Raw genomic sequence first — 22,843 nt, 5'->3', positions numbered from 1 at the left:
CGGGGCACTCCCGGCAGCGGCACGGGCCCCGTCAGGGGCGCGGGGAACTGCGCGACCAGCCGAGAAGCCACCCGCAGGCAACGCACAACAGGCGGGCCCCGTCACGGCACAGCGCCCAGTCGTTCCCGCACCCGCGCCGCGACCCCGTACGTATCGCCCGTAGGGCGCGTCGCAAGGCGGCCCGGGTCGCGGATCCAGCCGTCCTCCAAGGCGAACCAGTCGATCTTCCGGGGCCCGCGGCCACCCGTGAGGGCCGCCCGCAGCTCCTCGAAGTACCGTTCCCAGCGCAGCCGGTAGAGCCCCCCGACGAGCCCCGCCCACTCACGGTTGGCGTAATCCCGCAGCCCCGCCTCCGCCCCTGAGCGGTTGCCCCAGACGGTGAGCAGCGACAGCTGGTCGTACGCCAGTCGGTCCCTCTCCTCCGCGTCGGCGCCCCACGCCCGCGCGTCCGCGACCCAGCGGCCGAGCAGGTGGTCGGGGTCCGTGGCCACGAGACGGTCGAGCAGGTCCATCAGCTCCAGCCACGCGCCGCTGAGCCGGTCGAAGCGGGCCGCGTCGCCGGCGCCGTACGCCTCCTTGATGCGCGGCAGCAGGACCCGGCTGCGGTTGGAGAGCGTCTGCCGGGCGACATCGAGCAGGTCGCGGCGGTACGCGGTCGAGCCCCGCAAGTCGCGCCGCACCGCCAGCAGTTCGTCGAGGGCGGGCTCGAAGTCCGCCAGTTCGTACCGCATCTTCTTGGGTGACCAGGCCGCCGCCGACGAGACCGCCAGATCGGGCCGCGCCCCGAAGAGTCCGTCGGCGCCCTCGGCCCACTTGTCGGCGCGCGTCGTGCCGTAGGCGGTACGGCGGAGCACGTCCCATGCGGCGGCGGCATGCGGATCAGCGTCCCCGTACCGCGCCGTCGACCACGCGGTGAACCATGATTTCAAGTCCAGGGTGCCATCGCTCCACGCCAGTTCGGAGAAGAGCTCGAAAGCGGCCGGGTTGTTGTCGGCCGCCTCCGGCATCAAGGAGATCCCGCTGAGCGTGCTGCCCTTCTTGGTGCGCCACTTCTCGTACAGCGCGGCCCAGTCAGGCGTGTTGGCGCCCATCGTCGTGTGTCCGCCGAAGTTCCAGATGGAGCCGAAGGTGTAGGGCGTGGAGCCCCAGTCCGCCTCGCGGTCGGTGATGTGCGGGAAGCGGTCGGAGAGGCCGTCGACGATGAGCATCCGCTTCTTGTCGACGGCGTCGGTGATCGCCTTCGGCGGATTGTGCTGCCAGCCGAGGATCACCCACGTGGCGTCGGCGTGCGCCGTGCGCAGGGCCTTCTCGACGCCCTTGGCCGCCTCGCCCACCGGCACGTCGCCGGGCTTTCCGCCCTCATGAAGGAGGTCCATCTTGTACATCGTGGACGGGCCGAACAGCTCGTCCTGCACGCGGTAGAACGCGGCGGCCACCCGCGCGAAGCCGCCGGTGCGCGGATCCAGCCAGTCGGGCCGCGCGAAGCCCACCCAGTCGCCCTGCGGGACAGTCCTCGCCCCCGGGTTCCTGGCCTCGAAACCGGGCGGTACGGTCCCGAAGTAGCCCGGCAGGACCGGCGTCATGCCCAGTTCGCGCAGCCGGTCGCAGATGCGGCGGCCGAGGCGGGCGCGGGCGTCGAGGAGCTGCCGGGAGACGGGATGCGGGAACGACGACATGTTCTGGAGGAGCCACCACGGCTGATGGGCGGGGGCGGGTATCCAGGCTCTCAACTCCTCGTCCTCGTAACCGAACTGCTGGAAGGCGCGGTGGTACACGGCGTCCGCCCCGACGTACACGAGCACTTCGTTGTATCCGTGCAGCGCGAGCACGTCGAGCTCGCGCTCCCAGTACTCCCAGTCGTGGTACGCGCCGGTGTAGCCGTCGTTGGTGTCGTTGAGGACGAAGCGGTGCGGGGTGTTGGCCTGTGCGGTGAGGGGCTCGGCGGGGGCGGGGAGCCGGTCGGGCAGGTCGGTCTGGCTGCCCGCCCAGGTGATGTTGGAGTGAGTGGTGTGCTTCAAGTAGTGGTCGAGCCCGGTGAGTTGGGCGACGGTACTGGTGCCTTCCACCGTGATGTGGCCGCGTCGCCCGGTGACCCGGAAGGAGTCCTCGGCGCCCCGCTTCGGCGGGACGGTCCGGAACGTGATCTGGTCCCAGTGCCGGGGCAGCAGCCGCCGGGCCGCCGCGGCGGCGGCGCCGCGCCGCGGGGTCGGCACGCCGTCCGCGGCGGTGCCGGAACAGGCGACAGCGGCGATACCGGTGGCACCGGCGAGGACGGTGAGGACGGTCCGGCGGGGGAGAGGCATACGGGCTCCGTCGGTCGGGAGGGGGCGCGGACGCGGGCCCCGGCGGGCTGGCAGGGCTTGCGGGGCATACCGAAGTGACTCTTCCCTCCCGAACGCGGCCGCCACCACCGATTCAGCCCCCGCCTCCCGGGCGCAGACGACCGCGGGCCCCGGCACCGACCACGCCAAGGACGATCCCTTCACGGCCGACCGCACCAACTCGGTTCCGCCAGGACCACTTCGGCATGTTCATCCACTTCGGTACCTACTCGAACCTGGAGGGCGAGTACAGGCGCCCCGACGGCACCACCTGCCGCGACGCCGAGTGGATCAAGCGCGCCAGTGCGACATCCCGATGGACGCGTACGAGGAGCGGACGCAGAGCTTCAACCCCGCCGACTTCCACGCGAAGGCCGTGGTCAAGGCGGCCAAGGACGTCGGGATGCGCTACATCGTCATCACGTCCAAGCACCACGAGGGCTACGCGATGCGGAACAGACGGGCGAGGCCCACCTCGAACTGCTCCGGTCCAGCCCCGGCCAGGAGCAGCGGAGCGTCCCGGCGCTCTTCCGAAGGGCCGGCCGGCGCTTCGGGTCGGCCGGGGTCAGCGGGTCAGACGGCGTTCTTGATGACGCGTGCCATCGTCATGCACAGATCGTCGAGCAGCTCGGTCATCGGGGGAGGATCGGGCTCCGGAGGTGCGGTCACGATCTCTTCGAGCTTGGACCGCAGGTCCACAAGGCGCGGGTCGGCCGCGGTGTGCGCCTCCAGAACCCCGAGCGTGCGCCGGGCGGCGTCGACGCATCGCATGGGCGGGTAATCGTCCGGTTCCTCCAGCAGCCCCCGGCCAACGCTGAGCAGGTAGGCGGCGAGCGAGGCCAGGTCCTCGTGCAGTTTCAGCTGGTCGGTGTCGGCCGACGTCTTCATGTTCGGTCACCTCTCGTCTGGCACCCATGGGTGCCCCCATGCCATAGGTGTGGCCGGTGGCGGATCGGGTTTCCATCAATATGGCCGCATGGAAGTGAGCGGGAAGAGTGACATGGGCGTCCGACGTGGCAGAAGGTGAAGCCGCACGGGGTATGCCAAAAGTATGACTAGTGAGTCTTCCCCTGCTTTGCCGGTGCCCGGAGTTACCCCCGAGCAGTTCTTGCAGATGCTGACGAGTCGTAGCGTCATGCGCGCGTACACCGACACTCCCATCGCTCCGGAGGTCGTGGAAGCGCTGCTGCAAGGAATGGAATCGGCCCCCAGCGCCGCGAACTCTCAGGCGTGGTCGTTCCTCGTCATCCGAGATCCGCAGAACATCCGGCGGCTGCGGAGTTTCGCTCCCGGCGTGTTCGGCGTTCCTTCCATGGTGGTCGTGGCCTGTACCGACGGTGACCGCGGCCTGGACGATCCGGCGGACAGGGAGGCCAGAGCCTTGTGCGTGGCCATGGCCGTACAGAATTTGCTGCTCACCGCGCACGCCCATGGCCTGGGCGCATGCCCTGTTCACAGCTTCCGAGTCGAACCCCTGCGGTTCCTGTTCGATATGCCTTCGTCGATCAGGCCGGTGCTGGTCATCCCGATCGGTTACCCCGCGTACGAGCGCCGTGCCTCCCGACGCCGGAGCCGCCGTGAATTCGTCAGCTATGAAAAGTACGGTCAGCGCACTCCGGTGTAGAGCGCCTCGGCCACGGAGAAGAGGTCGACGATCTCGCCGGCCTCATCCAGGGCGTGGTGGCCCGACTCGAGGAAGTAGGGGTACGCCCACTGGCCGTGCGGGTCGAGGTTGAGCAGCCGCTCCAAGGGATACAGGCCGACGAACGGCCCAGGAGCCGAGTTTCGCCCGGTCTTCGTGTCCCGCAGTATGTTCCTGCTCCGTTCGAAGACCTTCCACTCGGTGTGGTTCTCGACCGCGATACCGATGCTGCGGGCACTGTCCTTGTGGATGTTGGCGGCGCGCAGCTCCTCGACGACGTAGCTGGCGGGGCCGAGCGCGGCCACGTCCGCCGGCGGATCGAGGTCCAGCAGGAGCTTCCACACCGGGTCACCGCCGGCCGCCGGCACGGCCGCCAGTTCGGCGGCTGAGGGGATGGCGCCCTGGTGGACGGCCTCTCGCAGGTGCGGCGCGAGTTCGCCCAGTGCGCGGGACTCGTCGATGACGACGTCCTGCCGGGCCGTCCTGGTCAGCTCGGCCCGCAGGCGTTCCCGGAAGAAGCTCACGGTCAGCGCATGCCGGTCATCGACCATACGGAACCACTCCAGCGTCAGCTCGGGACTGAGCAGTCCGCTGGTGAAGGCGTCCAGCAGATACAGGTAGTACTGCACCCGCGGTATGTCGATGGTGATGTTCACAGGTACCCCGGAGGGCAGCATGGCGACCACGTCGGCGATGAGACGGGTCCGCCGCAGAATCGACTCGTACTCGTACAGGGACAGCTCCGGGGCCGCCTCGATCGCGGTCAGGCGGCAGCGGAACGGAGCGCTCTGGGCGTGCAGGAGATCGACCCGCTCGCCCTGTTCGTCCCGGCCCCACAGGGTGTGCGCGCTGAACAGGCAGGGGCCGGTCACCAGGTTGATCTCGGCGAGGCCCGGGTTCTCGGTGGGCAGGTGTTTGGCTCCCATGAGATGGAGGAAGTGCCGCTGCCCGCCCAGGCGGGCCTCGGAGAAGATGACGGTGGTGCCCGCCCCCATGTCGATGCTGAGCGCGCCGTCTCCGGCCACCGGCTGCGCGATGCCGAGGAACCGGCCCAGTCGGCCGACCCGGTGTGCGGCTCTGGACGAGGCCCGGCGCAGCGCCGAGCCGTCCCCGGGCCCCTCCGCGAGGGATACGAACCGGGCCCCCGTCATTCCGGGAACGGGCGGACAGCCGTCCCCGTGCGGCACTGTGCTCCGTCGTACCCGTGGCAGTTCCGCGCGCCGACACGGGTGGCGCACCACGGCGAAGGCTGAGTCAGGACACGTTTCGGGATCGACGCACATGGTGGATCTCCCGCAGGGCGCCGGCGGCACCCTGCTGAGAGCGCGCTGACCGGCGCCAGGATCGGATCGTGGGCGTAGGCAGGCGGCCTGCCATCACTGACCTTCCCAGTCAGCCACAATCTCGTCGCTCCTGCATGTGGAGTGCGCAGGAGATAAAATCGACCCAGGCCGCGGTCCCGAGGGCGAGCTGGGGCCCTGCGGGGTTCTTGGAGTCGCGTACGTGGATGGTGGTGGGGCAGGGGGCGACCTCTACGCAGTCATCGCCGGAGCCGCCGCTGTAACTCGACTTGCGCCAATGCAGGGCCACTTCCAGGCAGTCGTCACCGGAGCTGCCGCTGTAGCTGCTCTTGAACCAGGCCAGTTCGGGGGTGCTCATTATGCTCCTCGCATCCGCTCCAGCAGGCTCACCGAGTCCTCGAACGAGAGAGCCTGTGAACGCATCCTGGCATACCGCGTCTGGAGAATGCTGACCACTTTCGGGTCGGAGATGAGCTGGCCGCTCTCCTGCCCTTCGTTGTAGGCGAACCACTTGTTGTCCGGGGTCTCCAATAGCTTGATGGGGCCGTCTGTACCCGCGTGGGTGTCCCGCACCAGTGGCACGATCTGAATCTCGATGTTGCGCTGCGCGGCCATGCGGAGAATGTGCTCGATGAGTTCCTGAGTGACCGCGGGGCCGCCCAACGTCCGGAGAAGCAGGTGCTCTTCGAGGATGAAGCTGTACGTCGTGTTCGGCCGCTCCGTCAGTAACCGCTGCCGTTCCATTCGTGCCGTCAGCTGTGCCTCAACCTCCGCGTCACTGAGCGGTGGAAGCCGGTTGGCGAACAGTGCTCGGGCGTACGCCGGGGTCTGCAACAGGCCGGGGATCAGCCGACATTCGTAGGTGTACAGGTTGAGGGCCTCTTGCTCCAGAAGGGCCCACTGACGGAACCACATTGCCAGGCCCGGCTTCCGGGAGAGCTGATTCGCCGCCAGCCTCAACGTGCCGAACGCGTCGAGCGCCGCCTCGCACAGGTCGACGAATCTCGGTGGCGGGAACCGCCTGCCCTGTTCGATGGAGGCCAGGAAGTGCGTGGAGCAGCCGACCTCGGCGGCCAGCGCTTCCTGGGTGAGTCCGGCGCGTTTGCGGAAGCTCTTGAGGACGGCGCCGAAGGTCTTCAGACCGTCCGACGCTTCGGGCTCTTTGCTGCTTGACGACATCATGGGTATCCCCCGACGCTCGTGTTCCTATCCCCACCAACGTCTCAATCGTCACTCACGGTTACCCCCCTTGTCTACCCTTCGTACTCGTACGCTGACAGAGCGTACGGGTTTGGTTGCTGGTGTACCCGGCTGGGATGAGGCCACGGTGGGCGTCATGCCAACCCAAGCCCGACCCGCCACCACGACGCGGGACTTCACGCAACTGCTCAGCGCCACGCCCCGGGGCGCCCGCCTCGCAAGGCGTCTGACCAGGTATCACCTGGATGGCTGGGGCATCGCGTACGACACCGAACTGTCCGACGCGGCGGAGGCGATCGTCGCCGAGCTCGCGGCGAACGCCGCGACGCACGGCCGGGTGCCGGGCCGTGACTTCGAACTCCGTCTCACGCTTGGCGTGAACACGCTCCGTATCGAGGTGACCGACACGCGCACCGAACGCATGCCTCCGGAAACGCCCGAACCCCCGGAGGCCGACGGGGAGTCGGGCCGAGGGCTCGTGATCGTGGCGGCGCTGGCCGAGGAGTGGGGTGTGGTGGCGCGGCAGGTCGGCAAGACGGTCTGGGCTCACCTGCCCTTGCCGGAGGAGGCGCGGCTGCAGGAGGAGGCGGGGCGCAGGACGGTGGCGGCCAGTGCGAGGCCCGCGGCGGCGATGCCGGTGGCGACCCAGAAGGCGAGCCGGTAACCGTCGGCGGTGGCGGCGATGCCGTCCGTGCCCTGGCCGGTGAGGGACTGAGTGCGGCTCGCCGCGAGGGTGGTCAGGACGGCGAGGCCGAGCGAACCGCCCACGACCTGGGTGGTGTTGAAGAGGCCGGACGCGAGGCCCGCGTCGTCCTCGGCGGCGCCACCCATGGCGAGCCCTGTCACGGCGGGCATCGCGGCGGCGAAGCCCGCGCCGAGCAGCAGCATGGCGGGCAGGACGTCGATGACGTACGAACCGTCGGCGGGCAGTCGGCCGAGGAGCGCCAGGCCGAGCGTGATCGAGGTGAGGCCGGCGAGGAGCGTGCGGTGGGCGCCGGGCCCGGGGAGGAGGGAGACGAGCATGCCGAGCGCGACGGCCGAGGTCATCGCGCGCTGATGCCTTGGAGGGCGCGACGAGGTCACCGAGCCGCCCGACGAGCAGCAGGAGCCTGCCGAAGGCGATCAGAGAGGCGTGGAGGATCCAGGTAGCCCGGCGGCGGAGAAGCCGAAGTCGGCCTGGATAGCGGAGGCCACCACCGCAATTGACAGAGGTCATGTCGACATGCCTCGACTATCGGTTAAAGCCAGGGTGCGTTTACGGGCGTCTGGAATTGACAGGGAGTGTGACGCGTGCCCCCGGATAGCGGCTGAAACGGCATTCTGCGCACGGCAACTCGGGAATTGACAGCGGCGTTCCGATTGCCTACGGTCCAGTCAATCGTCAGGTATTCACCGGCCGTATCCGACCGTATCCGACCGTATCCGAGGGTATTCGTGACCACGTCACCACCATTGCCGAAGTTCCGACAGCAGTTGATCCTTGCCGTACTCATGTTGTGCTCGCTGGTCATCTGGCTCGACAACACCGTCCTGAGCGTCACCCTGGAGACCCTCGCGGACCCGGTCCGTGGGCTGGACGCCGGCTCGGCCGAGCTTCAGTGGGCCACAGGCTCGTACACCCTGGCCTTCGCCACCTTGATGTTCACCGCGGGCGCCCTGGGTGACCGCTTCGGTCACCGGACCGTGCTCATCATCGGGCTTGTGATCTTCGCCGGGTCCTCGCTGTGGGCGGCGTACGCGAGCGACGCGGGCCAGCTGATAGCCGCGCGCGCCGCGATGGGACTGGGCAGCGCGCTGATCATGCCCGCCAATCTGGCCATCCTCATGTGGACCTTCAGCGGCCCCGCGCGGGCGACCGCGATCGCCGTCTCCTCGACCGCCGCCGGTGTCGGAATGGCCGCGGGCCCGGTGCTGGCGGGGCTGCTCCTCGACCATTTCTGGTGGGGCTCGGTCTTTCTGATCAATGTCCCGGTCGTGGCGCTGGCACTGGTCGGGATCGCCGTGCTGGCCCCGAATTTCCGCAGCCCTGTTCTGCGGCCGCTCGACCCGGCGGGAATGTTGCTCTCGATCACCGGGCTCGCGGCATTGGCCTACGGGCTGATCCGCGCGGGGCAGGTCGCCGCCTGGAGCCGTACGGACGTATGGGCGCCGATCGCCGTCGGACTGGCCCTGCTGGCCGCCTTCGTACTCGTCGAACTGCGGAGCAGGACGCCCAGCTTTGATCCCCGGCTGCTCGCGCAGCGTGCGTTCGGCGGCGGCAACGCGGCGCTCGGACTGCTCCTCTTCGCCATGACCGCCGGCACCTTCTACAACGCGTTCTACCTCCAGGGCGCACGCGGCTTCTCACCGATGGAGGCGGGTCTGGCCAGCCTCCCGACCGCGCTCGGCGCGACCGCGGGGGCGTTCCTCGGCGAGAATCTGTCCCGCCGCTGGTCGCTGCGTGCCGTCACCGTGCCGGCGCTCGCCGTGGCGGCGCTGACCATGGGAATGTACGGGTTCCTCGGGGTCCAGACCCCGCTCCTGTGGATCGAGATCCTGCTGTTGGTCCAGGGCCTCTCGATCGGCATGGTGATCGGCCCCGTGACGGCGGCGCTGATCAGCTCCCTGCCGTTGGAGCGGGCCGGTGCCGGGTCGGCCGTCACCAACACCGTGCGGCAGACCGGCAGCGTGATCGGGATCGCGGTCGGCGGCACGATCATGTCGATCGTGTACCGGCGCGCGATCGAACCCTCGCTGATCGATCTGCCGGGACCGGTACAGGACCGGGCGCGGGTCTCCGCCGAACAGGCCCGGCATATCGCCACCACGACGCACCGGCCCACTCTCGCGCACGCCGCCGATGACGCCTTTATTCACGCCATGCACGTCGGCGCGGCCTGGATCATGCTCATCGCACTATTCGGAGCGGCTGTGCTGGCGATTGCCTTGCGGCCTGCCGGAAAGCAGCGAAATTCTTCTCCGAAATCCCGCCCCGGGAAAGAGCGGCTTCTTCCTTCGGGGTGATTACGGCCGACGGATTACGGCCGACGGGTTGCGGACTATGGCTTGCGGGCCACCGCCCCGTACGCGTCGACCGCCGTCACGTCCTCCGTCTCCGCGCGCCACCGCGTGACCTGAGTGACGCCGGGTTCCACCAGCTCCAGGCCGTCGAAGAAGGCGCCGATCTCCTCCACACTCCGTACGTAGTAGGGGATCGCGCCGCTCTTGTTGTACTCGTTCGACGCCGCGATCATGCCCTCGCTCGTCGCCGTGGAGTCGCTGATCACCAGGTAGCTCCCGGAGGGCAGACCGGCCATGATCCGCGAGACCAGGTCGCGGGCCTCCTTGTGATCGGCGACGTGGCCGAGCGTGTTCAGGATGATCAGGGCCACCGGCTGCGAGAGGTCCAGCGTCTTCGCGGCCTCCCGCAGGATCGCCTCCGGCTCGTAGAGGTCGGCGTCGATGTACGCCGTCTCGCCCTCGGGCGTGCTGGTCAGCAGGGCCCGCGCGTGGGCGAGGACCAGCGGGTCGTTGTCGACGTAGACGATGCGCGAGTCCGGGGCCGCGCGCTGGGCGACCTCGTGCGTGTTGTCCGCCGTGGGCAGGCCCGTGCCGATGTCCAGGAACTGCCGCACGCCCTGCTCCGTGGCCAGGTGGCGCACCGCGCGGCCGAGGAAGAGACGGCTGGTGCGGGCCACGTCGACCAGGCCCGGGAAGATCTCCTTGATGTGGTCGCCGAGTTCGCGGTCCTTCTCGTAGTTGTCCTTGCCGCCCACGAAGTAGTTCCAGAAGCGTGCGGAGTGCGGCTTGCTGGTGTCGATGCGCGCGCGGACGTCGGCGGCGGAGCCGAGCTGGGGGTCGTTGTCTGACACGAGAAGCCTCCTGGAAACCTGTGTCGCGCTGGGTAGTTCGACGATCAAGCATCAATCTAGACGGTCACCCGCCCCGGTCAGTTGCCTGCCCTGGCCTGGAGCACGTCATTCAACTCCGCGGCACGCAGCCCCGCTTGGAAACGTGACGTCGCGCCGAGCGCCGCCATCAGCTCCGCGACCCGTCTGCGGTACGTCCGCAACGACATGCCCACCTCCCGCGCCGCCGCCTCATCGGTGTGCCCCGCGCCCAGCGCCCGCAGGACGCGGCGGGCCTCCCCGCTGAGCGCGGGAGGCCGCGTCCGCCGGTACTCGGCCAGGTCGACGGCGGTCTCCCAGGCCGCGTACACCAGCGACCTGACCCCCTCGACGGCGTCGGGCGACCGGATCACCGTGTACGTCCGCGTCCCTCGGACCGGGGCTCCGGCGAGGATCGCGACGCGCCGGTCGATGACGATGGCCTCGTGCACGAGCGGCGCCGCGGAGATCCGCACATGCGCCCCCGACTCGGCGATCCTGACGAGCCGCGCCTCCGCCTCGGCGTCCGCGAGCGCCCGCGGCGTGTACAGCTTGCGCATCTCCAGGCCGCCCGGGACCAACGGCGGCCTCCTGCCCCCGGCGAAGGCCGCGTTCACGCCCCGCGAGAACGTCACCAGGTCCGCCGCCGCGCACAGGAACTCCTCCCGTGCCCCGGTGAACAGGCTCCCCGCCCGGCGCACCAATTCCCGCTCGCCGCGCAGGGACACGATCAGGTCGGTGCTGGATGGGGGTGACGGGGGTGACGCGCTGGGTGGGTTCATCGGCGTACTCGGCATGATCCCGACAGTCTGCGACCGCGTACACAAGGGGTCAACGTGGCAGCAAGTGGCCACGTGTTCGCGTACGGAGGACGCGCGTCGGAGGATCTCGCCCATGACGACCACGGATGACCACCGGGATCAGCTCGGGGATGACCTCACCAACGACGCGTCGCGACCTGGCGCCGCCGCCGGCCAGTACCTCATCGGCGGCGAACTCCCCGTCCACCGCATGGGCTTCGGCGCGATGCGGCTGCCCGCCCCCCAGTGGGACGGCCCCGCCCATGACCCCGCCCGGGGGGTCGCCGTTCTGCGCCGCGCGGTCGAACTCGGCGTGAACCACATCGACACCGCGGCCTTCTACTTCTTCCAGGACATCGCGGCCAACGACCTCATCCGCACCGCCCTGCACCCCTACCCCGACGACCTGGTCATCGCCACCAAGGTCGGCCCCGGCCGCTTCCCGGACGGCAGCTGGATGGACCCGGCGGACCCCGCGGAGCTGCGCAAGGCCGTGCACCGCAACCTCCGCGAGCTGGGCCGCGACCACCTCGACCTGGTCTACCTGCGCTTCCTGGGCAGCGACGGGCCGGGCGAGGACCGCTTCGCCACTCTGGCTGCCCTGCGCGACGAGGGCGTGATCCGCCACCTCGGCGTCAGCAACGCCACTCCGGAGCAGCTCGCCGAGGCGCGGACGATCGCCCCGGTCGTCGCCGTGCAGAACAGGTTCAGCCCACTGGCCCGCACCGACGCCGAGCTGGTGGATCTCTGTGCCCGGCAGGGCATCGCCTACGTGCCGTACTTCTCCTTCGGCGGCACCGGAGCCCCCGACCTCGCCCGCGTCGAGACCGTCGCCGCCCGCCACGGCGCCACCCCCGCACAGGTCGCCCTCGCCTGGCTGCTCGCCACCTCCCCGGCGATGCTGGCCATCCCGGGCACCTCGTCCCCGGCGCACCTGGCGGAGAACGTGGCGGCCGCGGCCCTCCGCCTCACCTCCGAGGACCTCGCGGAACTGGACGCGGTCGGGGAGACTGAGAGGTAGTACAACTCGGGGGATCGGGGCGGCCGTTGAAGTCACGCGCGGTGCTTTTGCTCGTCGTACTCTGCGCTCTGCTGTGGCCCGCGACGCCCGCGCAAGCCACGGACAGGCCGACGGCCGAGCAGAAGCTGAAACAGAAGCCGAAGCCGAAGCCGAAGCCGAAGTCGAAGCCGGTCGACAAGCGGTGTGCGACGGCCGGACTGGACCAGGCGGAGGCGAGCGCCACCATCCGCCTCTCGCACGCCGGCCGCATCCACACCAAGGTGACCGCCCGGCTGACCGTCCACGTCCCGTCGTCCTGGCGGCACGCCAAGTCCCTCCTGCTGAGCGAGGACACCGGCGGCCACCGCCTGGCCATGGGCTGCCTCGCCCGCCCCGACGAGGCGCAGCACCGGTGGTGGGCGGAGTGGCGCCCCGAGGGGAGCCCCCGGGTGACCGCGGAGAAGGGCGGCTTCCGGGTCACGCTGGACACGTTCTCCTGGATCGACGAGGACCGCGGATGGTTCGCGCTCGGCCCCTGGAAGGTCGAGCAGGGCACGGCCCACTGGCGGCTCCTGTTCGAACCGGCGCCCGGTCTCCACCGCGTGGACTGGACGGAGATCCTCGTCGACCCGGGCGACCCCGGAGCCGAGTCCGCCCGGCCGAAGCCGACCACGAGGCAGGGCGCCACCGCGCTGGTGTGGCGTCCGAAGGGCGAGAAGAAGCCGCCGCCCGTCGCCGTACGGCTCGAACCCGGCTGGCAGCGGTCGTTCGCGGCGCAGGACGACCGCTTCCTTTTCGCCAACCTCAACAACGGCGGCAGCATGGCGTGGACGTTCGCGGTGTCGGGGCTGCTCCTGTACGCGGCCGGACGCCTGCGGCGGCGCGCCGGGGCGAGCGCCCTCGAAGCGGAGTCCGCGGGGACGCTGCGGGACTGGGCGTGGGTCTCGGCGGGCGCCGTCATCGTCTTCGACGGCGACACCGTCCTGCTGCGCTGGCTGAAGGCGCTGGGGGACGAGGAGTTGTGGACGGCGCGGGAACCCCGTATCGGCTTCGCGGCCGCGGCCTGCACCGCCGCACTGCTGCTCGCCTTCGGGCGGCCGCGCCGGTCCGTCGCGTGGGCGGGCGCCGTACTGACCGTGCCCGTCCTCGCCGTGGCCTTCCAGCCGGACCTGTTCGGACTGCCCGACGACCTCGACATCAGCGGCGGCACGCCGTACCCCGCGCTGTACACGCTCCTGGCCGCCACCGCCTGCGCCCAGGCCCTCACCTTCCTCGCGTTCACCGCCGTCGCCTGGCGCCTCGCGCGGGCGGGCGATCTGATCCCGCCGAGCAGAAAGCCGCCGGGCGCGCCGCGCGAGCTGCGACTGCGCTACGCGGGACCGGTCGTCGTCGCCGTCACGGCGGCCGTCGGCGCCTGCTACGTCCTGGCCGTCGAGCGCACCTGGCAGCGCGTCTCCTGGCTGAGCCGGCACGGCGACCCCATGTACGGCCTCGGGCACCGGGGCGAACTGCGCTCGCACCTCACCTGGTCCGCCGTGAACAGCCAGAACTGGTGGCTCCCGGTGTGGTTCCTCACCGGACTCGCCCTCTTCGCCGCGCTCCGCGCCGTCGGCACACGCCCCACCGAGTCGCCCGTCACGGAGCCGGAGGACCGCCGCATCCTCCTGCTCTTCTTCCCTGTCGTGGTCGGCATGGGCCTCGGCACGTTCGCCGGCAACGGCCTGCTGGTCACCCTGTGGATCTTCCTCAACATGGCGGCCCTGTGGGGGGCGGTCGCCGTGGGCGCGCGCAGGGCCGTCCTCGACCGTGTCCTGGAGACCTCGCGGGAGCGGCTCGGCGCCACCGTGACCGCCGCGCGGCGCGCCGACATCCTCGGCCGGGCCCGCCGCTACCGCGAGATCCACGCGAAGATGCGCCGCCTCGACCAGGGGCAGTCGGACGACGACATACTCCAACGCCGCCTGCTCGAACAGGAAGTACGCGGCCTGCACAACTGGACCGACGGTTCGGGCGCCGCCGACCGGCTGCCCGCCCAGGTCTCGGTCGTCGACGTGGCGCTCGCCCTCGGCCCGCGCGACACCTGGTGGGGCAACGGCCGCAGGGCCGCCCTCATCGCCTGCTTCTTCGGGTTCCCGGCGAGCGCGGTGGCCGTCTGGTCCGGCTGGATCCGCGGCGACCACTGGCGCGCCAACCTCTCCTACGGCTTCGGCCTGCCCGACATCGTCTGGGGCTCTCTGATGTGGCAGGCCTGCTGGGCCGGCGCGGGCTTCGTGCTCGGCGCGCTCTGGCGCCGTCTGCCGGGGCGGCGCGGCCCCGTGAAGGCGCTGCCGGTCGCCGTGGCCTTCGCGCTGCCCGCCGGGGTCGACGCGCTCGGCAACTTCGCGCTGGACCAGGGGTACGAGGACATCGGCCTGCTCGTACTGACGATGCTGCTCGTCCTCACGCTCACCGGCATCGCCCTGGACCTGGACATCTTCCAGGGGGAACGCCGGTTCTGGCAGAGCAGGTTCGGGCTGCTCCTGTCGGTCTACCAGATGCGGTACTTCTCGCTCCAGCTCGCCTATCTGGTCGCTCAGGCGGTGGCCCTCGTCACCCTCTGGCAGTTCTTCGCCGACACCGGCGGGGGGCCACCGCCCAAGGAGGTCGAGGGCGGTGGCGGCGGCCGGTGAAGGTCCGGCTACCAGACCTTCTCCACCCACTCCGGGTGGTCGATGAACGGGTTCCGGTTGTGCTGGAACCTGTCGAATATGACCTGGTTGCGGTTCTTCTCGAAGGCGTCCGGCGGGTCCTCGTCGCTCCACTGCTTCAGCACGGAGAGGCGGCCGATGGCGGGCGCGCTGCCGTTGTCCACCCGGTCGTTCGGCTCCAGGTCGGGGAAGCCGCCCTCGCCGTCGTAGCGCACGGCCATGTAGAGGATCATGCGGGCCACATCACCCTTGACCGCGTCGCGGGGCTCGAACGAGTCGCCGTCCGTGAGGTTGCCCGGGGCCCCGGCGACCGCGCCGCCGCCGTTGTCGAAGTCCTTGTTGCCCCGGATGCTGTTGACCGTGACGTCCTCGGGGCGCAGATGGTGGATGTCCGTACCGGGCCCGGTCGCCGTGCCGAAGTCACCGTGGGACTTGGCCCAGACGTGCTCGCGGTTCCAGTCGCCCTTGTCGCCGCCGCTGCTGCTCTTGCTCCGCGAGGTGCCGGTGTAGAGCAGGATCACGTTCGCGCTGTTGGCGGGGTCCTGGTCGGTGGTCTTCAGGGCGTTCCAGACCTGGTCGTACGAGAGGCTGGTCTGGTCGCTGATGATCGTGTGCAGCGCGGACTTCAGCTCGGGACCGGTCTTGCCGAGCGCGTCCTGGTAGTACGTGTCGTCATACGGGGTGGCCGTAGAGGTGGTGGCTGTGGCCGTGGCCGTGGCGGGCACGGTGATGCCGACGAGCACGGTGGCGGCGGACAGGGCCAGGATCTTCCAGCGGCGTACGCGCGGGACGGGCATGTGGGGTGTGTCCTTTCCCGGAGGCCTCGCGTGCCGTGCGCCCGCCAAGGGGCGCGCGGTCTACGCGAGTTGACTGATCAACCATCGGGAGAGTGGCACGGATGTATGTACGGCTGTGTGAACGGTGTGGGTCGGTTGCGTAAAGGTGTCATGTACTCGGCAGAGGTGCCCCTTCGGCCACCGCGGACGCCCGCGCCGAGGGGCGGTGAGGGTTCAGAGCCCGAGCCGCGCCGGGTCGGCCGCAAGCGCCCTGAAGTACTCACGCGGATCCGCCACCATCCGTCGCTCCTTGAGGTCCAGCAGCCCGCCGAGGGACGAGACCGTCGCGGCGACCGTGCCGTCCGCCTTGGTGATGGTCTGCTCGACGCGGAACGTCTTGCGCTCACCCCATATGAACGCGCAGCTCACCGCCGTCTCGTCGCCCGCGCGCAGCTCGCTGAGATAGCGGACGGTGTTCTCCAGGGCCACCGGGCCGACGCCCTTGTCGAGGAGGTCGGCCTGCGCGATGCCGGCCGCGCGCAGCAGCGACCAGCGGGCGTGCTCGGCGTACTGGAGATAGACGGCCTGGTTGAGGTGCCCCTGCGAGTCCGTCTCGTACCCACGGACGCCGATGCTCACGGAAAACGGCTCTGCCACGGTGTTCCCTTCGTTCCCTTCGACCTGGACTTCGGAGTGTTGTTGTCTCGGGGTGCGGTTCACGTCCGCCTCGGGGAGGCCAGAAGATAGCGCGCGCCGCCGCGCGGCCCCGCGTGCTCACCGGCCTGCCAGCCCGCCCGCTCCAGCGCCGCCGCGCAGGCCCGCAGCCCGTCCGGGGACGGCTCGCGCACGGCGACGGCCTCGGGCTGCGGGGTGCCCGTCACCTCGTAGCCGTCATGGCGGCCAGGGCGGGCGGGAAGCAGACCGGCCGCCTCCAGGGCCAGGGCCGCCGCCTGCACGAGATGCGTACGCTCCCACGCGCAGGGGCGGTCGCGGGCGCCGTCGGTGTTCGTCATCCGGCGCAGCTCCACCAGGCCCTCCCAGGCGCTGCGGACCTCCCGCCCCCGGGCGGGGCCCTCGCTCCCGGACACGGAGGTCTCCGTGCCGGTGCGGGCGGCGAAGACGCCGGGCGCCGCGGCCGGTTCGGGCGCGGGCTCCGGAGCCTGCGGGGCGGCGGCCCCGTCGCGCAGGCGATGGCCCGCGGGCGTCAGGAAATACGCGTGCGGCGGCCTGGGGTGGCGGAAGGCCAGACGGGCCCGCACCAGGCCCGTCAGCTGGGCCTCGGTGCCGGACAGGCGGCCGGTCTCCGGGTCCGCGGCCTCGATGATCCGCCGCTGGGCAACCGTGGGTGGCTTCACCGCGCATGCACCCCTTCCCACGTCGGTCTGCGTCAACTGCTACCGATAGTGCCCTGCGCCACTGACATCAGAAGCTCCAGCACCCGCCGGTCGTCGTCGGCGCCCGCCCGTTCCGCGGGTGTTCCGGGGTAGGTGTCCAGGAGTACGTCCGTCGCGCCCAGCTCCGCGAGGGTCTCCAGGTCGCCCCGGACCTGGTCGACGCTGCCGTGTCCGAGCGGGCGGTCGGCGGTGTCCCGCCGGTCGCCGAGCCGGATCTGGAGGCGCGGCGCGAGGTCCGGCACGGGGCGGCCCGCGGCCTCGGCCTCCGCCGCGACGCGGGGCAGCGCCGTCCGCAGCGTGTCCCGCGTCGGCATGAACGGATGCCATGCCTCGCCGAGGCGGGCCGCGCGGCGCTGCGCCGCGGGGGAGTTGCCGCCGACCCACACCGGCAGGTGGGGGCGGGTCGCGGGCGCCGGGGCGGTGCGGACACCCTCGTACGAGACATACGTGCCCTGGAAGGACGTCGGGTCCTCGCGCCAGGCGGTGCGGATCGCTGTGAGGTACTCGTCGGTGATCGCGCCGCGCTCGCGGAAGGGGACGCCGAGCACCTCGTACTCGGCGGCGGACCAGCCCACCCCGGCGCCGAGGATGAACCCGGCGGCGTTGAGCCGGTCGATGTTGGCGGCGAGCCGCGCGGTCTGCAAGGGGTGCCGGTAGGGGATCACAGTGATCGTGGTGCCGAGCCGCAGCCCCGGCACGCGCCCCGCGAGGTGCGCGGCGAGCACGAACTGGTCGTAGAACGGCGCCGGATAGACCTCGTGGACGTCGGGGGTCACCGCGATGTGGTCGGAGATCATCGCGAACTCGAAGCCGAGTTCACGGGCGTCGGTGGCCTGCCGCACGAGGGAGTCGGGGGTGGTGCCGGAGCCGAAGTTGAGGAGGTTCACGCCGTATCGCATGACGCCAGTTTTGGTGATCAAGGACGCGGGTGTCGAATCCCGCCGCGCGTTTCACAGTGCGCCGCGCGGGTCTCGAACTCCGCTGACCGGGGCGCCCGTTGCCGGCGGGCGCCGCCCGGCCGGGTCCGGCCCCGTCCTACGGGCGGAGGTTCCAGCTCGCCACCACCGGGCGGCCGTGCTCCGTGCTCAGCCGGCTGACCGTGCCCGTCGCGAGGAGGAACATCGAGCCGCCCGACGCGGGCAGACCGAGGCGCCGGGCCGCAAGGACGCGCAGGAAGTGGCTGTGGGCGAAGAGGACCACGCTGCCCTCGCTGTTGGCGAGCGCCGCGTCCACCTTGGCCAGCATGCGGTCGGCGCGCTCGCCCACCTGCTCCGGGGTCTCGCCGGGGTGCTCCGGCGGGCCCGGGGCGACGCCGTCGGTGAAGAGGTACCAGTCGGGCCGCGTGCGGTGGATCTCCACGGTCGTGACGCCCTCGTACGCGCCGTACTCCCACTCGCGCAGATCCGGGTCGACGTACGCGTCGGGGCACCCGGCCAGCTCCGCGGTCTCCCGCGAGCGGATCCGCGGACTCGTGAAGGCCGCGCCGATCCGGAACCGGTCGAGGAGCGGGGCCAGCGAGCGGGCCTGCTCCCTGCCGTTGTCCGTCAGGGGGATGTCCGTCCAGCTGGTGTGCTGCCCGGTGAGGGCCCACGACGTCTCGCCGTGCCGGACGAGGAGCAGATCGCCCATGGTCGCGCCATTCCTGTTCTTCCGGTGGTGGCCGGACCGTGCGGCCCGGCCACCACCGAGACTGCCACGTCGCGCGGGCCACGCGCGTGGCGGCCCCGCCGAGGAGGGCCTACAGGCCCTGGGGTACTCGCGCGGGGCGGCCCGAGCCGCGGGTCAGGGCGTATCCGCCGACGCCCGCGAGCGCCGCGAGAATGCCGCCGGCCGCCGTCCAGAGCCAGCGCGAGGACCACCAGCCGGAAGCCCAGCCGTCCTCCGGCTCGGTGGCGGCGGCGGGCTGCTGCCGGTCCGAGCCCGCGCCCGGCACCAGCGGCTCCGCGAGCGCCCCGTCGACCGCCTGCGCGCCGCCCGCGTCGGTCGTGGTGACCTTCGCCTCGGCCCGCACGGGCAGCCCCAGATCGTCGGCCTTCAGGTCGGTGACCGTGAGCCGCAGGTAGTACGTACCCGGCAGTGGATCATTCGCCCACTGCTCCGACCAGGCCCTGACCGTACGCAGCGTGCAGGACAGCGAGACCGACCCGGCGTCCTGCGCGGCCGTCCTCGCCGGCGTGCCGAGCCGGCAGGCCTGGCGGCGCCGCAGACCGTCGTACACATCGACCCGCCAGGTCGACGCGGCGTGCCGCGCGGCCGCGTCGGGGAGCTTCACCGTGGCGTGCACGGTGGCCCGCTGCCCGGCGTCCACCGGGAACGCCCAGTACAGGTAGTCGCCCGTGGACGCCTCCGCGGTGGCCTCCTGGTCGGGGCGGATCGCGGTGGCGGTACGGAAGGAGGTACCGGCCTCGGACGGGGCGTCGCCCTTGTCGTCGTCGGCGGCGGCGACTCCGGGGAAGGCCAGCAGAGCGGTCGCGGCCAGCACGGCCGCCCGTCCCGTCACCCGTCCCGTCACATGTGTCCGTGTCGTACGCATCAGTTGGTCCTCCAGACCGCGAAGCGCCAGCGGGACAGCCAGCCCCAGACCAGACCGGCGACGAAGCCGACCAGTACGAGCAGACCCAGCAGCCACCAGCCGTGGCCGAGCCCGAAGGAGGCGACGTCCGAGGGCTCGTCGGGGGAGTCGACCAGGTCGACGGCCAGCTCGACCGGCAGCCCCGGCGTCGTCTTCACCGAGGCGGGCGCGGAGAAGGAATTGCTGACGCGCAGACAGACGGTCTCCGTAGCGCCGTACTTGTCGTCCTCGTCCATGTCGTCCGCTTCCGGCTTCGGATAGCGCAGACCCGTCGAGATCACGTCCGTACGACCGTCGCCGGACTCCTGGCCGCGTACGATCTCGCGGCCGCCCGGGGTCTCGGCGCGCAGCAGCACGCCGTAGTCCTGGTTGACGGCACGCTCGGCCGACACGCTCACGGAGGCGCGCAGCTCCTTGCCCGCGGGCACGTCCACGCGGTACCAGCGGTGCTCGCCGAACTTCTCGCGGTCGGTGTAGAGACCGGACTTCAGCCGCGGCGCGTCCGTGCACCGGGCGGCGCCCTCGGCCTCCACCGGGGTGACGGCCGGATCGGCGGCGCGGTCCACCAACTGCTTGACGCGACCCGCCAGTTCGTCGGTGTGCCGGATCGAGGTGTACGTCCCGCCGGTGGCCTCCGCGATGCAGCTCAGCTGGTCGCGGGTCTTGGCGTCCGGTACCAGGCCGAGCGTGTCGATGGTGAGGTGGATGCCCTTGGCGGAGATCTCCCGGGCCACCACGCACGGGTCGAGCGGCCGGCAGGTGTCCTCGCCGTCGGATATCAGCACGATGCGGCGGCTGCGCTCGGCGGTGTCGTCCGTCAGGTCGTCGGCCGCCTTGAGCAGCGTCGGGCCGATCGGGGTCCAGCCGGTCGGCGCGAGGGTCGCCACGGCGGTCTTCGCGTCGGTGCGGCCCGCCTTGTCGAGCCGCTCCACGGGGTAGAGCAGCTCGGTGTCCTTGCAGCCCGTCCTGCGGTCGTCGCCGCGGTAGTTGGCGCCGAGGGTGCGGATGCCGAGCGCGACCTCGTCCGGGGTGGCGTCGAGGACCTCGTTGAACGCCTGCTTGGCCGCGGCCATGCGGGACTTGCCGTCGATGTCGCGGGCGCGCATGGAGCCGCTGACGTCGAGGACCAGCTCGACCTTGGGGGAGGGCTGCGCCGGTTCGTCATCGTCATCGGCGGCCGCGGCGGGGCCTGCCGTGACGAGTCCGGCGGTCAGGGCGGCGAGCAGGGCGATGACCCAGGCCGCCGGCCGTTGTCTTGTGATCATCGCCGGATACTATTGATCTTGGGGGGCATCCCCCAAAACGGGGGGTCGGGCCGCGCCCCGAAGAGGTGCGGGGAACCGCGCGACCAGCCACGACGGTCCCGCGGATTCGGACCGGCCCACCACAACAGCGCTCAGCGCTCAGCGTTTGAGCTGCCGGCCCCCGAACGCCCCGGTCCCGTCCGCCTGCTTCCACCAGATCTCCAACGCCGTCTGATCCATCACCCTCCAGTCGGGCGTCGCCAGGACCAGCGCGTCACCGAGGCGGCGCCCGAGGTCCACCATCGTGCGCCCGGAGGGCGTGCGGTCACTGTCGTACGTATCCAGGGCCTGCGCCCACGTGTCCGCCGCCGCGAGGGCGGACTCCAGGACCGTCGCGTCCTGGAGCGCCTTGACCGCGCCCGCGCCGGTATGCGGCCGGGCCACCGCCGCGGCGTCGCCCACCAGCAGGACGCGGTCCGTCGCGCACCGGGGCGCCGTGAAGTCGTACATGGGCTGGAGGAAGAGCTCGTCGGGCGCCGTCGCGCGTACCAGTGCGCCCCAGTAGGGCGGCAGGAGGTCGTCGGCGACGTACCCGAGATGCGTGGCGAGCGCCTCGGTGAGCCCGCCCGGGGGCAGGCTGGTCGGCCCGGTGAGCCGCAGGTCGAGGCCGAGCCCGAGGTCGAGGTCCGGGGGCGGCGCGGTGTAGAGGACCCAGTTGACACGGTGGCCGCCGACGCCGTCGGGGATGCGGTAGAAGATGACGTGACCGCCGGGGAAGACGACGTACGCGCAGTCGTCGTCCGCCCACGGCCCCGGGTCGGCGAGCCGGCTCGCGGGATAGGCGCCGCGCCAGGCGAGATACCCGGCGTAGGCGGGGCGTACGTCGCCGAAGGCGGAGGTGCGGGCCACCGAGCGGTAGCCGTCGGCGCCGACGACGAGGTCGAAGCGTTCGGTACCGTCCGCCGTCTCGACGAGGGTGCCGTCGGGGCCGGGGCGCAGCGCCTCCACGGGTGTGCCCGCACGGAAGACCACCGTCCGCGGCACCCGGCGGCGCAATTCCCGCCACAGAGGACCCCAGTTGTACGTGCGGAACGGGAACGGCATCACGCCGATCTCCCGGCCCAGCGGGGCGGACCCGGCATCGCGCACGTACCAGCGGCGGCGCACTGTCCGCACCCACGGCATGCCCGCGTCCATGTACCCGGCGGACTCCAGCTCCGCGTACCGCGCGTCGTGCACCGCGAGCCCCACCCCGCGGTCCGCCAGATCACCGCCCGCGCGCTCGTACACGGTGACCTCGTCGGCACCCCCACGGCAGGCGGCCAGCGCGGCCGCGCATCCGGCGACGCTGCCACCCACGACAGCGACCTTGCCCCCACGCATCATGGGGGCCATCTTGGCAGCGGGGCCGCGCGGCTGTCAGCGCAGCGAGACACCTCGTCCGGCGAAGAACGGCTCGAACTCGTCGGCGGACATCGAGGCGGTGCGGGTCGCCGCGTCGACGCCCGACGGATTGTGGAGGTGCAGCCGCCCGTCGGCCGTACGGCCGGTGAGCAGCACCAGGTGACCGCCGCGGCCCGGCGCGGGGCGGTGCGGGCGGCGGATCTCGAAGTGCACGGAGGCGATGACCTGCCGCCCCTCGTCGAGGAGCGTGCCGATCTCCTCGACGGACAGATGCCGGTGGACGGTGGCGTCCACGCCGTGCGCCTCGCGCGCGTACTCGGCGAAGGGGGCGTAGATCATCCCCCGGATCACTCCATCGACCTCGGTGTAGGCGCCGTACTTCAGCGCGCCGTCCCGCAGTTCGAAGAGGGACGGCGCGGTGGGGCCGAGGGCCATCTGGAAGCACGTCATGCCGCAGAGGTGGCCGCACCAGCGGGCGTAGTCGTCCAGGGTGACCGCGCCCGATTCGCGCCAGGCCGGGTCCGCGGCCCGGTCGAACTCGTCGTAGACGATGGGCCCGACGAGTTCCGGCGAGGCGAACTGGGTGCGCGAGGGCGTCTGACAGGTGGCGCAGAGGGTCATGTCACTCCCGGTCGG

The 22,843-nt window shown here is 71.3% G+C and carries 21 protein-coding genes and 2 pseudogenes; 6 read left to right on the top strand and 17 right to left on the bottom strand.

All coding sequences use genetic code 11. The features are described 5' to 3' along the window. Positions 1–101: 101 nt before the first annotated feature. Positions 102–2,303, bottom strand: a complete 2,202-nt coding sequence (locus tag ACWDVB_RS23505; protein WP_451517667.1) for an alpha-N-acetylglucosaminidase — start codon at positions 2,301–2,303, stop codon at positions 102–104. 334 nt (positions 2,304–2,637) lie between these two features. On the opposite strand from ACWDVB_RS23505, the pseudogene ACWDVB_RS23500 reads away from it, so the two are divergent. Further along, a pseudogene (locus ACWDVB_RS23500) lies at positions 2,638–2,712 on the top strand (hypothetical protein); the annotation flags it as partial. A 182-nt stretch (positions 2,713–2,894) separates the two neighbouring features. Here the strand turns inward: ACWDVB_RS23500 and ACWDVB_RS23495 are convergent. Continuing rightward, entirely contained in the window at positions 2,895–3,209 is a 315-nt protein-coding gene (locus ACWDVB_RS23495; protein ID WP_451517666.1) for a DUF6092 family protein, read from the bottom strand. A 247-nt stretch (positions 3,210–3,456) separates the two neighbouring features. On the opposite strand from ACWDVB_RS23495, the gene ACWDVB_RS23490 reads away from it, so the two are divergent. Further along, positions 3,457–3,945, top strand: coding sequence for a nitroreductase family protein (locus ACWDVB_RS23490; RefSeq protein WP_451517665.1), 489 nt, complete (start codon positions 3,457–3,459; stop codon positions 3,943–3,945). Here ACWDVB_RS23490 and ACWDVB_RS23485 read toward each other — a convergent pair. The 3 genes from ACWDVB_RS23485 to ACWDVB_RS23475 all read right to left on the bottom strand — a co-directional run bounded on the left by ACWDVB_RS23485 (position 3,927) and on the right by ACWDVB_RS23475 (position 6,446). Then, a complete protein-coding gene (locus tag ACWDVB_RS23485; protein WP_451517664.1) occupies positions 3,927–5,114 on the bottom strand; it encodes a hypothetical protein in 1,188 nt (395 codons plus the stop codon). The genes ACWDVB_RS23490 and ACWDVB_RS23485 overlap by 19 nt on opposite strands. A gap of 241 nt (positions 5,115–5,355) precedes the next feature. Further along, positions 5,356–5,622: a DUF397 domain-containing protein gene (locus tag ACWDVB_RS23480; RefSeq protein ID WP_451517663.1), complete on the bottom strand. Its 267-nt coding sequence runs from the start codon at positions 5,620–5,622 to the stop codon at positions 5,356–5,358. Continuing rightward, on the bottom strand, positions 5,622–6,446 hold the full coding sequence (locus tag ACWDVB_RS23475) for a helix-turn-helix domain-containing protein (RefSeq protein ID WP_451517662.1): 825 nt from the start codon (positions 6,444–6,446) through the stop codon (positions 5,622–5,624). The genes ACWDVB_RS23480 and ACWDVB_RS23475 overlap by 1 nt, the downstream gene beginning before the upstream one ends. 154 nt (positions 6,447–6,600) lie before the next feature. Here ACWDVB_RS23475 and ACWDVB_RS23470 point away from each other — a divergent pair, with 154 nt between their 5' ends. Then, positions 6,601–7,128, top strand: coding sequence for an ATP-binding protein (locus ACWDVB_RS23470; protein WP_451517661.1), 528 nt, complete (start codon positions 6,601–6,603; stop codon positions 7,126–7,128). Here ACWDVB_RS23470 and ACWDVB_RS23465 read toward each other — a convergent pair. Next, positions 7,011–7,493 (bottom strand): annotated as a pseudogene (locus ACWDVB_RS23465) (MFS transporter); the annotation flags it as partial. The gene ACWDVB_RS23470 and the pseudogene ACWDVB_RS23465 sit on opposite strands and share 118 nt — an antisense overlap. A 462-nt stretch (positions 7,494–7,955) precedes the next feature. On the opposite strand from ACWDVB_RS23465, the gene ACWDVB_RS23460 reads away from it, so the two are divergent. Continuing rightward, on the top strand, positions 7,956–9,467 hold the full coding sequence (locus ACWDVB_RS23460; protein ID WP_451611991.1) for an MFS transporter: 1,512 nt from the start codon (positions 7,956–7,958) through the stop codon (positions 9,465–9,467). A 35-nt stretch (positions 9,468–9,502) separates the two neighbouring features. On the opposite strand, the gene ACWDVB_RS23455 is transcribed toward ACWDVB_RS23460, so the two are convergent. Then, a complete protein-coding gene (locus ACWDVB_RS23455; RefSeq protein WP_451517659.1) occupies positions 9,503–10,315 on the bottom strand; it encodes an SAM-dependent methyltransferase in 813 nt (270 codons plus the stop codon). 77 nt (positions 10,316–10,392) lie between these two features. Beyond that, on the bottom strand, positions 10,393–11,112 hold the full coding sequence (locus tag ACWDVB_RS23450; protein ID WP_451611990.1) for a DNA-binding response regulator: 720 nt from the start codon (positions 11,110–11,112) through the stop codon (positions 10,393–10,395). A gap of 229 nt (positions 11,113–11,341) precedes the next feature. On the opposite strand from ACWDVB_RS23450, the gene ACWDVB_RS23445 reads away from it, so the two are divergent. Together ACWDVB_RS23445 and ACWDVB_RS23440 are read left to right on the top strand one after the other, a co-directional pair. Continuing rightward, positions 11,342–12,151: an aldo/keto reductase gene (locus ACWDVB_RS23445; RefSeq protein ID WP_451517694.1), complete on the top strand. Its 810-nt coding sequence runs from the start codon at positions 11,342–11,344 to the stop codon at positions 12,149–12,151. 26 nt (positions 12,152–12,177) lie between these two features. Further along, entirely contained in the window at positions 12,178–14,799 is a 2,622-nt protein-coding gene (locus ACWDVB_RS23440) for a DUF6185 family protein (RefSeq protein ID WP_451517657.1), read from the top strand. An 8-nt stretch (positions 14,800–14,807) separates the two neighbouring features. Here the strand turns inward: ACWDVB_RS23440 and ACWDVB_RS23435 are convergent, their stop codons facing one another. The 9 genes from ACWDVB_RS23435 to ACWDVB_RS23395 form a co-directional block, all read right to left on the bottom strand. Then, on the bottom strand, positions 14,808–15,614 hold the full coding sequence (locus ACWDVB_RS23435) for an endonuclease I family protein (RefSeq protein WP_451517656.1): 807 nt from the start codon (positions 15,612–15,614) through the stop codon (positions 14,808–14,810). 213 nt (positions 15,615–15,827) lie between these two features. Next, entirely contained in the window at positions 15,828–16,250 is a 423-nt protein-coding gene (locus ACWDVB_RS23430) for an acyl-CoA thioesterase (protein WP_451517655.1), read from the bottom strand. Between the two features lie 59 nt (positions 16,251–16,309). Next, on the bottom strand, positions 16,310–16,948 hold the full coding sequence (locus ACWDVB_RS23425) for a hypothetical protein (RefSeq protein ID WP_451517654.1): 639 nt from the start codon (positions 16,946–16,948) through the stop codon (positions 16,310–16,312). A 32-nt stretch (positions 16,949–16,980) separates the two neighbouring features. Further along, positions 16,981–17,886: a TIGR03619 family F420-dependent LLM class oxidoreductase gene (locus ACWDVB_RS23420; RefSeq protein ID WP_451517653.1), complete on the bottom strand. Its 906-nt coding sequence runs from the start codon at positions 17,884–17,886 to the stop codon at positions 16,981–16,983. Positions 17,887–18,022: 136 nt separating this feature from the next. Beyond that, positions 18,023–18,616, bottom strand: coding sequence for a histidine phosphatase family protein (locus ACWDVB_RS23415; protein ID WP_451517652.1), 594 nt, complete (start codon positions 18,614–18,616; stop codon positions 18,023–18,025). 109 nt (positions 18,617–18,725) lie between these two features. Then, positions 18,726–19,520 carry a hypothetical protein gene (locus ACWDVB_RS23410; RefSeq protein WP_451517651.1) on the bottom strand — a complete coding sequence of 265 codons (795 nt, stop codon included), beginning with the start codon at positions 19,518–19,520 and terminating at the stop codon, positions 18,726–18,728. After that, entirely contained in the window at positions 19,520–20,824 is a 1,305-nt protein-coding gene (locus ACWDVB_RS23405) for a VWA domain-containing protein (RefSeq protein WP_451517650.1), read from the bottom strand. The genes ACWDVB_RS23410 and ACWDVB_RS23405 overlap by 1 nt, the downstream gene beginning before the upstream one ends. A 138-nt stretch (positions 20,825–20,962) precedes the next feature. After that, entirely contained in the window at positions 20,963–22,186 is a 1,224-nt protein-coding gene (locus ACWDVB_RS23400) for an FAD-dependent monooxygenase (RefSeq protein WP_451517693.1), read from the bottom strand. Between the two features lie 36 nt (positions 22,187–22,222). Then, the gene (locus tag ACWDVB_RS23395; RefSeq protein ID WP_451517649.1) at positions 22,223–22,828 is read right to left on the bottom strand and encodes a peptidase; all 606 of its coding nucleotides are present in this window, start codon (positions 22,826–22,828) and stop codon (positions 22,223–22,225) included. Positions 22,829–22,843 lie beyond the last annotated feature (15 nt).

Source organism: Streptomyces sp. NPDC003379, assembly GCF_053589195.1.
Note: the sequence above shows the minus strand (reverse complement) of the source record. Positions and strands in the feature narration are given on the sequence as shown.